11 protein-coding genes, 1 tRNA gene and 1 pseudogene are annotated in these 12,958 nt (G+C 51.7%); 7 read left to right on the plus strand and 6 right to left on the minus strand.

Annotated elements, in window-relative coordinates; genetic code table 11:
• The first annotated feature begins 66 nt into the window (after positions 1-66).
• Positions 67-1,092 carry a LacI family DNA-binding transcriptional regulator gene (locus EFB02_RS01980; protein ID WP_234992698.1) on the plus strand — a complete coding sequence of 342 codons (1,026 nt, stop codon included), beginning with the start codon at positions 67-69 and terminating at the stop codon, positions 1,090-1,092.
• A 104-nt stretch (positions 1,093-1,196) separates the two neighbouring features.
• Here EFB02_RS01980 and EFB02_RS01985 read toward each other — a convergent pair whose 3' ends face one another.
• On the minus strand, positions 1,197-1,499 hold the full coding sequence (locus EFB02_RS01985; protein ID WP_122819890.1) for a WhiB family transcriptional regulator: 303 nt from the start codon (positions 1,497-1,499) through the stop codon (positions 1,197-1,199).
• A 292-nt stretch (positions 1,500-1,791) separates the two neighbouring features.
• On the opposite strand from EFB02_RS01985, the gene guaB reads away from it, so the two are divergent.
• From guaB to EFB02_RS02000, 3 genes are read left to right on the plus strand one after another with little or no spacing between them, the layout of a single operon-like run.
• The gene (gene guaB, locus EFB02_RS01990) at positions 1,792-3,348 is read left to right on the plus strand and encodes an IMP dehydrogenase (protein ID WP_122819892.1); all 1,557 of its coding nucleotides are present in this window, start codon (positions 1,792-1,794) and stop codon (positions 3,346-3,348) included.
• A 56-nt stretch (positions 3,349-3,404) separates the two neighbouring features.
• Positions 3,405-4,091 (plus strand): exonuclease domain-containing protein, encoded by a 687-nt coding sequence (locus tag EFB02_RS01995; protein WP_122819894.1) that lies wholly within the window; start codon positions 3,405-3,407, stop codon positions 4,089-4,091.
• Positions 4,088-5,362 carry a hypothetical protein gene (locus EFB02_RS02000; RefSeq protein ID WP_122819897.1) on the plus strand — a complete coding sequence of 425 codons (1,275 nt, stop codon included), beginning with the start codon at positions 4,088-4,090 and terminating at the stop codon, positions 5,360-5,362. Before EFB02_RS01995 ends, EFB02_RS02000 begins: the two co-directional genes overlap by 4 nt.
• Before the next feature lie 91 nt (positions 5,363-5,453).
• Here the strand turns inward: EFB02_RS02000 and EFB02_RS02005 are convergent.
• Both EFB02_RS02005 and EFB02_RS02010 read right to left on the minus strand, forming a co-directional pair.
• A pseudogene (locus tag EFB02_RS02005) lies at positions 5,454-5,594 on the minus strand (HAD hydrolase family protein); the annotation flags it as partial.
• A 172-nt stretch (positions 5,595-5,766) separates the two neighbouring features.
• A tRNA-Arg gene (locus EFB02_RS02010) sits at positions 5,767-5,839 on the minus strand.
• Positions 5,840-5,957: 118 nt separating this feature from the next.
• Here EFB02_RS02010 and EFB02_RS02015 point away from each other — a divergent pair.
• Together EFB02_RS02015 and EFB02_RS02020 are read left to right on the plus strand one after the other, a co-directional pair.
• Positions 5,958-8,072 (plus strand): NAD(+) synthase, encoded by a 2,115-nt coding sequence (locus tag EFB02_RS02015; protein WP_200831526.1) that lies wholly within the window; start codon positions 5,958-5,960, stop codon positions 8,070-8,072.
• 288 nt (positions 8,073-8,360) lie between these two features.
• A complete protein-coding gene (locus tag EFB02_RS02020; protein ID WP_122819903.1) occupies positions 8,361-9,704 on the plus strand; it encodes a C1 family peptidase in 1,344 nt (447 codons plus the stop codon).
• Between the two features lie 30 nt (positions 9,705-9,734).
• Here the strand turns inward: EFB02_RS02020 and EFB02_RS02025 are convergent, their stop codons facing one another.
• Positions 9,735-10,022: a hypothetical protein gene (locus EFB02_RS02025; RefSeq protein ID WP_122819905.1), complete on the minus strand. Its 288-nt coding sequence runs from the start codon at positions 10,020-10,022 to the stop codon at positions 9,735-9,737.
• A gap of 55 nt (positions 10,023-10,077) precedes the next feature.
• On the opposite strand from EFB02_RS02025, the gene EFB02_RS02030 reads away from it, so the two are divergent.
• Positions 10,078-11,346 (plus strand): MFS transporter, encoded by a 1,269-nt coding sequence (locus EFB02_RS02030; protein ID WP_122819906.1) that lies wholly within the window; start codon positions 10,078-10,080, stop codon positions 11,344-11,346.
• A gap of 56 nt (positions 11,347-11,402) precedes the next feature.
• Here EFB02_RS02030 and EFB02_RS02035 read toward each other — a convergent pair whose 3' ends face one another.
• Positions 11,403-12,482: an ImmA/IrrE family metallo-endopeptidase gene (locus EFB02_RS02035; protein WP_122819908.1), complete on the minus strand. Its 1,080-nt coding sequence runs from the start codon at positions 12,480-12,482 to the stop codon at positions 11,403-11,405.
• A gap of 18 nt (positions 12,483-12,500) precedes the next feature.
• The gene (locus tag EFB02_RS02040) at positions 12,501-12,803 is read right to left on the minus strand and encodes a type II toxin-antitoxin system RelE/ParE family toxin (RefSeq protein ID WP_122819910.1); all 303 of its coding nucleotides are present in this window, start codon (positions 12,801-12,803) and stop codon (positions 12,501-12,503) included.
• Positions 12,804-12,958 lie beyond the last annotated feature (155 nt).

The raw sequence follows: 12,958 nt of genomic DNA on the forward strand, positions 1-12,958 counted from the left end.
GAAAAAGCCTGGCCCATCGCTTTAAATGGGACTCGTTAATCATGCAACCGGAGAGGTTGGTAATTGGTGACTAAAAGAAAAAATCCAAGACCCAATATGATGGATGTAGCCAAGAAGGCAGGAGTTTCGCAACGGACAGTATCGAATGTTGTGCGAAACTATCAACATGTCGCTCCCCAAACACGTGAGCGAGTTTTAAAGACAATCGCAGAAGTTGGGTATCGTCCAAATAAAGCAGCGCGGCAGCTGCGTAGTGGCAGAACTAAATTTATTGCCTTAGCGGTTCCGGACATAACCTGGCCTTATTTTTCAATGCTGGCGCAGGCTATCCAGACGGAGGCTAACCGGCTAGGGCTAACTCTGATAGTCCGAGAAACTAAAGGAAGTGCCAATGTAGAGCGGCAAACATTGGAGAATTTCTATACCGGTTCGGTTGATGGGCTTATTATTTCTCCAATTGAACTTTCTGGACAGGAACTGCGTGAACTGGATCTAGGAATACCGGTAGTTTTACTGGGGGAAAGAATCCACGACGCTGGATTACTACATCTTTCTATCGATAACATTGGTGCTGCTAGGCAGATGATGGGACATATTCTTGACAGAGGCGCAAAGTCTTTCTGGATTGTTGGTGATTCTGACACAATGGCAACCCGTTCGGCGGGAAAACTCAGAAAACAAGGGTTTATAGAGACTGCAAGTTTGCGTGGAGTTAATGAAAATGCATGGATACAGCTTCCTGCTTCACCATGGACACTGGAAAACGGGTACCAGGCGGTCTCAAGTCAACTTGGAAAGAGTACTCCGCCGGATGCCATTATTTGTATGAACGATTTACTCGCTCTGGGCGCACTACGGGCTTGCCAGGAAGCCGGTTTTGTAGTGCCGAGAGACACCATGATTTCGGGGTGGGATGACATCCCCTTCGCCGCTTTCTGCACCCCTCAGATCACTACAATTTCTGCTGATATTGCGACTATAAGTCGTAAAGCAGTTAGCGGTTTACGGATGCTATTTGATGCGCCAGATTCCCAGTTGTCTGACGTTACAGTGGGGTACCAATTGTTAGTTAGAGAATCAACGAGCGCATGATTTTAATGGATTAAGTGGCTCTTTCTGCAATTACACTTCTGCAGCGTCATAGAAATTTTGAAATAAAGCCCTGCATACAGTTTCCCGCATCCTCACTACCTTTATCAGGCGCTACGTCGCTGCGGAACCTGGTGTTTGATGCGAATAAGCTCACGACGTTCTTCCATAGTTAGTCCGCCCCAAATCCCGTAAGGTTCTTGGGCAGCTAGCGCATATTCCCGACATTCAGTTATTACCGGGCACTGGGCGCAGATGGCCTTAGCGGCATCATCACGTCGCTTGCGAGTTCCCCCGCGTTCGCCCTCGGGATGAAAAAACTGTTCGGTATCCAAATCCCTACAGGCTCCCTGGTATTGCCACTCCCATAAATCCGCCACCGGTCCGGGAAGTCGCGAGAAGTTACTCATAGGTGCTCCTTGGTAGTCCCTCAAGTTATGGCTCACTATGAAGAAAGTAGCTTACGGTTTTCTGAAAAAAAGACTATTGTTCAATGAAATCTAGGAAAATAAAAGCTTAAATCGCAGTTCAGAAGAAAAATAAATGTAGTAAGCGCTCAGCGAATTTACTACTTTGCAGCAGAAGTGGGGCTTTAGGGATTACAGGTACTTCCAACTAAAACAGCGTGCTGAGAATAAAAACTAGATACAAGGTAAGACGGGTCACATTCAGGGGTAAAGCTGCTGGAAAATGCGTTAACAAATGAATAAAGGTGGCGTCAACCTGGTGCTTCGGGATAACCTTAAAAAGGTGATTACCGAACACCTGGAAGCCCTAGAAGGGCTAACTTATGACGACGTTCTTTTACTTCCCGAAACCACCGATGTGGTTCCCTCTGCAGTCGATACCTCCAGTAGGTTAACTAAACGAATTACCCTGCATACGCCGGTAATATCTGCGGCCATGGATACCGTCACCGAGGCCAATATGGCGATTGCGATGGCTCGGCAAGGTGGTATTGGAATCGTGCACCGCAATTTGCCGATTGCTGAGCAAGCCGCACAGGTGCGACAGGTTAAACGCTCTGAATCTGGGATGATTACCGATCCGGTTACTATCGGACCGGATGCCACCTTATTGGAGCTGGATAAAGAATGCGGGCATTACCGAGTCTCTGGTTTGCCGGTGGTGGATGATGATCGCAAGCTCAAAGGGATAATCACTAACCGTGACCTAAGGTTTATTCCTGCCGACCAGTGGGCGACGGTTAAGGTTCGCGACGCGATGACTCCGATGCCGCTTACTACTGGACGTAAAGGGATGCCGCGTGAGGAAGCGCGGGCATTGCTGGCGGAAAAGAAAATTGAAAAACTTCCGCTAGTTGACGAGGAAGGTCGCCTTACCGGCCTAATTACGGTAAAAGATTTCGTGAAAACCGAACAATACCCCAATTCCACTAAGGATGAGGAAGGTCGCCTGCGGGTAGGTGCCGCCATCGGGTATTGGGGAGATACCTGGGAACGCGCGGAAGCCTTAGCGGAAGCAGAAGTAGACGTGCTGGTAGTCGATACCGCAAATGGTGGGGCGGAACTCGCCCTAGAGATGATTCGGAAATTGAAAGCCTCCCCAACTTTTGCCGGGATCGAAATTATTGGCGGGAATGTAGCCACTGCCGAGGGTGCGCAAGCGCTGATTGACGCCGGGGTGGATGCAGTGAAAGTCGGGGTGGGTCCCGGGTCTATCTGTACTACCCGAGTAGTTGCCGGAGTTGGGGTACCACAGATTACCGCGATTAACTTGGCGGCTCAGGCATGTTCGAAAGCGGGGGTGCCATTGATTGCCGATGGTGGTTTGCAGTATTCAGGCGATATCGCTAAAGCCATGGTGGCAGGCGCCGATACTGTGATGTTAGGTTCCCTGCTGGCTGGATGTGAAGAATCTCCAGGCGAGCTGGTATTCGTGAATGGTAAACAGTATAAGCATTATCGTGGCATGGGTTCGTTGGGGGCAATGAGTTCGCGTGGACGTAAATCCTATTCCAAGGATCGATATTTCCAGGCGGAAGTAACCAGTGATGCGCAAATAGTTCCCGAGGGTATCGAAGGGCAAGTACCCTTCTCGGGCGCCTTATCGGCGGTGCTTTATCAGCTGATCGGGGGGCTGCGACAATCCATGTTCTATACCGGTTCCTCTGATATAGCCACCTTGAAAGCACGGGGACGTTTCGTGAAAATTACCGGTGCAGGACTGCGAGAATCTCATCCGCACGATGTGCAGATGACCTCAGAAGCCCCCAACTACCACTCGGCAGTTAAATAACCGCGTATTATTTGAAGCGAAAGCGCAGAAAGCGCTGGTGAGGTAAGGAGTAGCGAGTGGGCTGGATTGATGGGCCATTTATGGGTTTCGACACTGAAACCACAGGAGTAAAACCCGCCACTGATCGCATAGTTACCGCTGCCTGCGTGGAATGGCGTCATGGTCAAACCCGAGAACAAACCTGGCTGGCCAATCCTGGTATTCCCATTCCCGAGGCGGCCCAGCAGGTACACGGAATTTCCACCGAGTACGCTCGCGAACATGGACGCCCCTTAGAGCAAGTTGTGACCGAAGTTGCCCAGGTGCTAGAAGCCTGCGGTCAGGCGCAAGTTCCGGTAGTTATCTACAACGCCTCCTTTGATTTACCGCTATTAGATAGTCATTTGGAACGTCTAGGATTACCGACAATGCGTCAGCGGGTAGATTTCTTGCCGGTAATTGACCCGCTAGTGCTAGATCGGGCGCTAGATCGTTATCGGCGTGGGAAACGCACCCTGGAGGCGCTCGCAGAGTTTTACCGGGTGCGCGGAGAGGATAATCTGCATGATGCTCTAGTGGACGTGCGACAAACTATTGCGGTCTTACGGGCAATTTGCGCCACCTATCCTCAATTGGGGCAGATGGATTTGCGGCAATTGCAAGACTATCAGCGGGATCAACATCGTGAGTGGGCGCAGCATTTTAACCAGTTCCTGCTGTCTAAAGGGCGCAGCGCCGATGTAAACGAGGAGTGGCTAGCGTGAGTGAACAGCCGGGTTATGGTGCTCGCGGCGCGGGCGAGCCGCAGATGAATTCGCCGACTTCCCCCGCGGGGCAAGGACGCTATTTTCCTCCCCGTAACCCCAATCAGCGTCCACGGTCAGCTAGTCTTCCTCAGTCGCAGGGGTCGGGAATCCCGCAAGTTTCGAATAGCCCGGGAGTAGTTCCGCATAATCTTGGTGAGCAACCTCTTCAACATGCAGCAGCCCCGCGCCCAGCACGGCCTCTTCGTAAAAACAGTGGATATTCCTCCGAGACTGCGCAGCTAGCTGCGAGTTATCCACAAGCTCATTCGGATCCGTTGTCAGCTGCAAGCAGACAACGCCCTTCCACGGCTAGCTCCCAGAAAGCCACCGTAGAATCTGCCTCGACGCCACCATCTGCAGGTGGCTACGATGCTCCCGCCTCTGTGTATGGAGCTTTGCCTACTAGCGGGGTGACTCCCATTCGGAACTTTGCCGCATCATCAGCTGGAGCAGTGACCGGTCAACCGTCGCCCCTAATGCCAGGTGTTTCTTCTGCAGAAGATCAGCAGGTTAAATCTCCTCGGCGCTCTCCGCTATGGCTGTTATATGGACTGGTAGTCTTGCTTCTTATTGCTTTAGTGAGTTGGCAAATCGTGCGGCTCAGCACCGGGAAAGTTCCTTCGGCGATTCCTCTGGGTGTACAGCCGAATGCTACCGAAACCGTAGCGGCTCCGGAACCTAAACCGATTGCTACCGCTCAAAGTGAACAAGTTAAAAAGGTGTTAGCCGCGCAGCCGGTAAGTCCCGCGCAGTTAGGAGGGGACAAGAAGCGAGTAACTTTCCGTTCCCAGTCCGGGATTGTGGTTTGTACGATTGCACAGAAACTCGAGGATGGGGTGCCACCGTTAGTTCCCTTGGCGGCTGATGCTTCGGGTGTGCTGGCTAGCGGCAGCGGCGTGATTTGTGCGACTGCCAGTAACTTTGATGCTGCTGAGAATGTGGGGAAATGTAACGAAGGCGACTTGCGGCTGTCGGTGTTGGGGATGTGGGATGCTTCCTCGGGTATTGGAGGGTGTGTGAATGGTACTACCCCCCTCTATCAGGATGTAGTCGCTGGTCAAACCGACAATAGCGGTAAACGTTTTGACCTGCAATCGCTAGGGCCTGGGCAATATACTCAACTCGGTAAATATGCTTGCACTTTTGGCGGCAGTGATGTTACCTGCTTAAATGTTTCTACCGGTAAAGGCTTTAGCTTCGTTGACCTGGGAGGATATAAGTTCTTCTAATATTCAGGCGGGGTCGAGACCGTGGAAGCGTGCAAACGTTGTAGCCACCCCTCCGCTTTAACCGAGAGAACAATCCAGTCCTTGATTTCGCTTAGCTTTTTGCCCCAGCCGCTAGGGTGATTCCCATATCTGCCTCTCGCACCAGTTCAAAGTCGTTTGCGGAATCCCTAATCGCGATTGCTTGGGTCGGGGAAGACCCAAAATGCTGCAGAACTTCACGCATGGCGGTGCCTTTATTGACGCCTTATACTCCTAGTTCCACGATTTCCCTACATAATCCAGGGATTACAGACTTCCATAAATATAATCCACTGATGCATCCGGGCTATTTTAAATGCAAACTAAGTCGCAGATAGGGACAGTTATTAGCAGATGGGTAGACGGTTTTACAGAAAAGCATTTAGTGCCCCGAACAGGATTCGAACCTGCGGCCTTTCGCTCCGGAGGCGAACGCTCTATCCACTGAGCTATCGGGGCTGGACTCCAACGATTCTACACATTTACCCCGGAGCGTACTAAATCAGGGCTCTCTAATTAGACGCTGATTACACTTATGGACGCGGAAGCTGGCGAGTCTGAGTGCAATAATATGAGCATGACTTTTTCTAGCCCTTATGACCATGGCTTCGCCCGGGTTGCTGCCATTACTATTCCCAGCCATCCTGGTCAGCCGGATCGGAATGTTCCTGAAATCGCGGAGGCAGCTAGAAAAGCTGCCCGCCAGGGTGCCTGTGTAGCGGTGTTCCCAGAGATGAGCATCTCTGGCTACACTCTTGATGACCTGGTGTTTTCTGAGCGGCTACTGGCAAGCGTGGAAAAAGGGATAGAACTACTGGCTAAAGAGACTTCGGATTGCGCGCAGCTAATCGTAGTGGGAGCCCCGCTGCGGATAGCGGGTCAAATCTATAATTGCGCAGTATTTCTGGCACGTGGAAGAGTAGTTGCTCTGACTCCGAAAGTTTTTCTTTCCAGTGCGGCTTATGAAAAACGCTACTTTACTTCCGGATCTCACCTAGCTGCAGATGCATGCTGGGATGCAACCCAAATTCCGGGAGCCAGCGAAGCTCCTATAGGGAATGGGACAATCACTGTCGAGGACGTACCAGGTTTAGCGGTGGGAGCAGAAGTCGGTTGCGAGGGGGCTGCAGCGTATTCCCTGGCGCTGCCACTTGCTCTGCAGGGGGCGAGCATAATCGTGAATCCAGCTGCCTACCCAGCTACTTTAGAGGGGGGAGAACAGCAGAAACTGCTGGCGGAAGCTACTTCTCGACGTGGGATTTGTGCCTATTTACATGCAGGAGCCGGGAACGGTGAGTCTTCCTCAGATGCTGCTTGGGAAGGACGAACCTTTATTTTCCAGAATGGCTCTAAACTGGCGGAAACGGAGCCTTTCCCCAGTGAAACTCAGATTGCGCTGGCCGATATTGATTTAGCTCTCCTCGCCAATCGGAGGCGGCGCGAAAGTGGTTTCACGGAGGCTAAGGCTAGGCAATCCGGGAAGACCTGGGAGGTAAGGATCCGCCTGGGAGTGGGAGTTGCGGGTGCGGCTACCGCCTTTGATCCCTGGGAGAATTATTTACACTCTGGTCAGGTCGAAGGCGAAGAGGGGGGAGTGGAACTGATTCCTAGGCCGGTCAGATTCCCGTTCCTGCCCACCGACCAGGAGGGTATCGACCGTGCCTGTCGGCAAGCGTTCCAGATTCAGGTTTACGGCCTGCAAAAACGTTTACAGGCCGTAGGTAACCCCAAGATGGTATTGGGAGTATCTGGGGGACTAGATTCCACCCAGGCGATTTTGGTTTGTACTCAGGTGGCAGCCCGCCTCGGTCTCGAAAAATCCCAGATCTTGGCCTATACCTTGCCCGGTTTCGCTACCTCGGCAGGCACTAAATCTCACGCCTTTAGGTTATGTGAATCCCTGGGGATTAAATGCGAGGAAATCGATATTCGGCCGGCTGCCCGGCAAATGCTTGCCGATATGGATCATCCCTTCGCCCAAGGGGCTGCCCAATATGATGTGGCCTTTGAAAATGTGCAGGCGGGGCTGCGTGCTGATTACCTGTTTCGGATTGCCAATCATCAGGGTGGATTGGTGATTGGAACCGGGGATTTATCCGAGGCTGCATTGGGCTGGTGCACTTATGGGGTCGGCGATCACATGTCGCACTATTCGGTTAATCCCGGAATCCCCAAAACCATGCTGCAATACATGATTCGCTGGGTGTGCCGACAAAACCTATTTGGTGAAGCCTGCACGCAAGTGTTGCAAGAAATTTTGGCGCAAGAAATTTCTCCGGAACTGATCCCGGGCGGCGGGGAAAAACTGCAATCCACCCAGGACACTATCGGCCCTTACGAACTGCATGAGTTCTTTCTCTTCCACCTGCTTTCAGGACGCGACCCCCGTGATATTGCCTATTTGGCGTATCAGGCGTGGGCAGATAAACAAAAAGGAATGTGGCCGGCAGACCTGCCCGAATCAGATCGTCACGAATACGATTTGAAAACTATTTTGCGCTGGTTGCGTGAATTTTTGCATCGCTTCTTCACTTCCCAATTCAAACGGACTTGTGTTCCTGGCGGACCGGGAATAACTGACGGATTTGGCCTTAGTCCGCGCGGTGACTTCCGGATGCCGTCCGATATTTCTGGACGAATCTGGATTCATCAGGTAGATGAACTAATTTCGGCCTTGCAGGACGAAAAATAAGCTATTAAACGTATTCCTGGCAGTGACCGCATTTGCCGAGGGGATGCTTTCGTATGTCTTCATTGCGCCCTTGCCTCCTCCCTACGAATATTTTTATATACGCAGGAATCAGTGAGGCTGGCGAAGAGAGGTAGAGCACCCCAAATTAACTCTGCGGGGACGATGGGATATTTTGGAAGCAAGCAAGAAAACGGTGAAACGGTGGTGCTAACCCCAGTCCTCAGTTGCTACCCAGGATAGTTTTGCCCATGAAAATGGCGGCATGCCGCCCCAAGTATAGGAGGAACAGTGAGCAAACGTGAAGCTACACTAACCCCGGAAGTATTGTCTGAACTGCGTAAAGACTTTTCTTCGGATCCTCGCGGTCAGCTAATGCAAAACGCGGTGACTAACTCAGATATTGACCAGGTGGCGCAAAATCACCAAGTGGTGGCTTTCGCGGATCGTTCCATGTCGCACAAACTAGATGCGTGGCCGGTGGCTAACCAAAAGAAATCGGGGCGCTGCTGGCTGTTTGCCGGTTTGAATCTGCTACGTTCTTCAATGATTAAGCGCCTAAATGTCGAAAACTTTGAGTTCTCTCAGGCGTACCTGTTTTATTGGGACAAACTGGAAAAAGCAAACTATTTCTTTGAGTCTCAGATTGAGCTGGCCGATCGCGATATTGATGACCGTACGGTGGCTCACCTGCTATCTGATCCGATTGGGGATGGTGGCCAGTGGAATATGTTTGTGGCGTTAGTCGATAAATACGGGGTGGTTCCTAAGTGGGCAATGCCAGAGACTGAATCTTCTTCTAACTCGAGAAAAATGGATAGGATTCTGGAGCGTTACCTGCGAGAAGGGGCACTTACGCTGCGGAAAGCTGTGCAAAAAAATCCCGAAACCATAGGGCAAGTAAAAGCGCGCTTGCTGGGTGGGGTACACCGGATCCTGAATATCCATCTGGGAACTCCGCCGGAAAAATTCGTCTGGCAATACAACGATAAAGACAATAAGTTTGAGCGGCTAGGAGAGGTGACTCCTCAACAGTTCGCGGATAAATATATTGTTAATGACCTGCGTAACTATGTTTGCCTAGTTAACGATCCCCGCGAAGCTAACCCCTACGGGAAGACTTACACCGTGGATCGGTTGGGTAATGTGTTGGGGGCAGCGCCGGTGCGATATCTAAATGTGCCGATACAGGTAATGAAGGACTGTGCGGCTACCGTGTTGCAGGCCGGGAAGCCGGTTTGGTTTGGTTGTGACACCGAGCAGCAGGCGGATCGAGTGTTGTCGCTTTGGGACAAGAATCTCTACGACTATGGCGGGGTCTATGGGGTACATTTCGGGATGGATAAGCAAGAACGCCTGCTTTCCCACGAATCCTTAATGACGCACGCCATGCTGTTCGTGGGGGTAGATATGTTGGATGGCGCCCCTCGCCGTTGGCGGGTTGAAAACTCTTGGGGCTGCGAAGAACGTGCTGACCGGGGGTTTTACACTATGAACGATTCCTGGTTTGATGAGTACGTTTTCGAAATCGCGGTACATCGGGATCGGCTTCCTGCAGAATATCGGGAGGTTATTGATTCCGAGGATGCGCCGATAGTTTTGCCGGCTTGGGACCCGATGGGCTCGCTGGCCTAGACTTAGGCGGTAGATTCTGGGTAGTTTTCCCTAGATTCCGGTAGGCATAATCATGCCACCGTAGGGAGCCAGAATAAACAGCATTATCGACAGGGCGAAAAGGGCGAGGCAGTCAAGCCACCAGGAACGCACCGCACACCAGGCGTTTGGGGAGCGGTCAAATAGCCGATAAACCCCCAGTAGCAGTAGCATTAGAGAAAACATACGGCTGGCAAACACCGGATGTCCGCTGAACCCTAAGGTAACTATGCCGATAATTCCTATCAGTAGCGCCGCGGTACAGCTGCGACGCCAGAGACGATTATTCGACAGATTCATGCCCCCAGTTTAACTGGGGCGAGATAGAGAGTAGCTAAAACAGTAGGCTGGAGTTGTGTTTAAGACCTATCGAGAGATTTTCGCCTATCCGGGTGCGCTCAGTTTTTCTATCGCCGGGGCGATAGCGCGCTTTCCTATGGCGATGGCAGGGCTTTCTACCCTGCTAATGATTTCTACTCTATACGGGGAATATTCCCTGGCGGGGCAGGTGAACGCGGTAGTGGTAATCGCTATGGCGGCGGCTTCACCAATCCAGGCGCAGCTAGTGGATCGGCATGGGCAGGCTAAAATTCTGCGTCCCCTAGTAGCTGCTTCGCTGGTGCTATTGGCTGCTTTAACCGCAGCGACCCTCTATCACGCGCCACGCTGGACGCTCTATGTAATTGCTGCCCTATCTGGGGCTACTACCGGATCTTTTGGGGCTTTTGTGAGGGCGCGCTGGACTCATCTTTTAGCCGGTTCCCGCAAGCTAAATACGGCCTATGCTTTTGAAGCTGCTCTCGACGAAGTTATTTTTATTTTCGGCCCGATTATTGCCACTGTCCTGGCCACGGTAGTACACCCGGCGGCGGGGATTGTGGCCTGCCTGCTAACTTCGGGAATTGGGGGTTTCTGGTTTCTGGCGCAGCGGCAAACGGAACCTACTCCGCGTGGGAAGGCTGATTTTTCTCCCGAGGAGGCCAAACCGCTACTTAAATCAGCGGCGATGGTGGTACTGGGGACCATCTTTATGCTCTGTGGCCTAACTTTCGGCGCCTTAGATTTATCCGTAGTGGCCTATTGTCGGGAAATCGGTATGCCACAAATAGCGGGCATCCTGCTAGCCATGTTCGGGGTTACTTCCTTTTCGGCGGCAATAATCTATGGTGCCAAGGAATGGGGAATCTCGGCTTTGCGCCTGTTCGTAGGGGGAATTATCCTGATGGCAATGGGGTTTTCCACGTTTTTCTTCGCTTCCAATGCCTGGATTTTAGGGCTTTGCCTGGCGCTTACTGGCGCCACCTATGCACCTACCATGACCAATGCGACCAATATTTTGGCGAATCTGGTTCCCCCTTCCCGTTTCACCGAAGGTATGGCCTGGCTAAACACTTTCTTTACCTTGGGAATCTCTGCGGGTGCCTGGATTGGGGGCAACGTGGTGGACGCGGGCGGGGCTCGGGCTGGCCTGTGGGTCGTCATTGCTACTGCCTGGGCGATTCTCGCGGTTGTCTTGGCAGGTTCTCTGCCCTTGCGTAACTCGCTGCGCCGCGCCTACAAACGTCGCCTAGTGGCGGTAGATCTGCACCTGGCAAAGCCGGATTCGCCCTCCAAAGATAACTAGGCGAGGATGCTCACGCTGGTTTCTACTCCTGGGATTAGCAAAATTCTCGGCTTGCTCTAGGCGTCTTGGAGATGAAAATCCGTGAGTTCGTGCCAGTTAATTTTTTGTTTTAGCGAGTGTCCCCAACCGAAATCACCGGTACTGTGTTGCGCTTGCCCAAGGATGATACTGGGCGCTACTCCTATTTTCCCAGCCATTTCCTTGACTAACTTAAGATCGCGTTTTTTAGGTAAGGATTTCCGATAGGGCTCCGGAATCAAAGTTCGAGCCGCAAAAGCATCAGCTTCTTCCTCTGCCTGAGAATCATCATCACTGATAAATAGCTGTGTATCACTGTGAAGCAGCACGTGACCGATTTCGTGAAAAAGAGTGAACCAAATCTGGTCATCGGTTTTATACAGTGTTGATAGCTGTATGACTGGGGAACCATTGACCCAGCGGGTAACTCCATGTATCCCCAAGCCGGTAATGGCAGGAATAATACAAAGCGCCACTCCCACTTCTTCTAAGTAGCGCCGCGCTTGTGGCAGGGCTTCTTCATTCCGTCTGCAAGTTAGCTCACGAAGCTGGGGTAGTAGAGCTTTAAGCGCAGCCTTGTCTAATGGAGGAAGATTATCCGGAATCTGTTTTTCCCCCAGGAGTAGCCAAGATGCGAGAGAGGGAAGATCTGTTTCACGGGAGGCTGCCCGGCGGCGATACGCCATACTACTTTTTGTCCAGCTGGCGGAAAATGCGCTAAAACTGGCGACTCCTAAAAAGGATAGTAGTTGCGAAACAGTTGCAGCCTTATCTCTGGCATTTGCAGTAATTACCCCGACTTCTCTGAGGTAGGTTAACGGGAAACTTTTTGCTACCGCGTAGGAGCTTTCTGCCTGGTTGCGCTGTTGTTCACGAAGTAAAGCATCCTGGTAACCGGCCTCGTAGCGGTTCCATATCCGGGCGGGAACCCCGGTTACCCGCTCTAAAGCAATTGCGATTGCCGGAGTTAAGGCCGCTTTCCCCTGCAGTAGCTGGCTGACATGCTTACGGGAAACTCCCAGGCGCCGCGCTAGTTCAGCCTGGTTAATCTGGGTTTCGTCCATCCACTCTTGGATAAACTCTCCCGGAGCGGCAATAAAATTGTATTCGTTATTCATCTCGCTCCCTCCTTTTCTTTAGTGGTAGTCCTGTATGTCTACCACTTCGACTACTACTTCGATTTGCCTTGTCGTGTTTTCTGGTCGCACAATCAGTCGCCAATTTCCGCTAAGGCGAGCTGACCAGTGACCGGCAAAATTACCGGTTAATCTTTCCCATTTTCCAGTTCCCTGCAATAGGTCGTTCATATTTTCTGCGTACTGTAACTCAGCTAAGCGAAGCCTGAGAGTATTGGCTATCTGACTACCGTATGCGCGTTTTCGATTTGCCTGAGTGCTGCAGGATTTCTGCAACTTGGTTGAGGAAAATCGAATCAACATGAATTAATGTTACCAAATAGGTAACATTTAGGCAAGGGTGTATGTGCTCTTTTTCCTGCTGGTTGTTGTGTTGGGTAGCTGTAGCGGGGTAGTGACCGGACGTGAACCGAAGAAAACTGGGGGATTGCGGGTAGGCTGGCAAGGTAACCAAAGCG

It is taken from the genome of Varibaculum vaginae (genome assembly GCF_900604285.1).
GTDB lineage: Bacteria > Actinomycetota > Actinomycetes > Actinomycetales > Actinomycetaceae > Varibaculum > Varibaculum vaginae.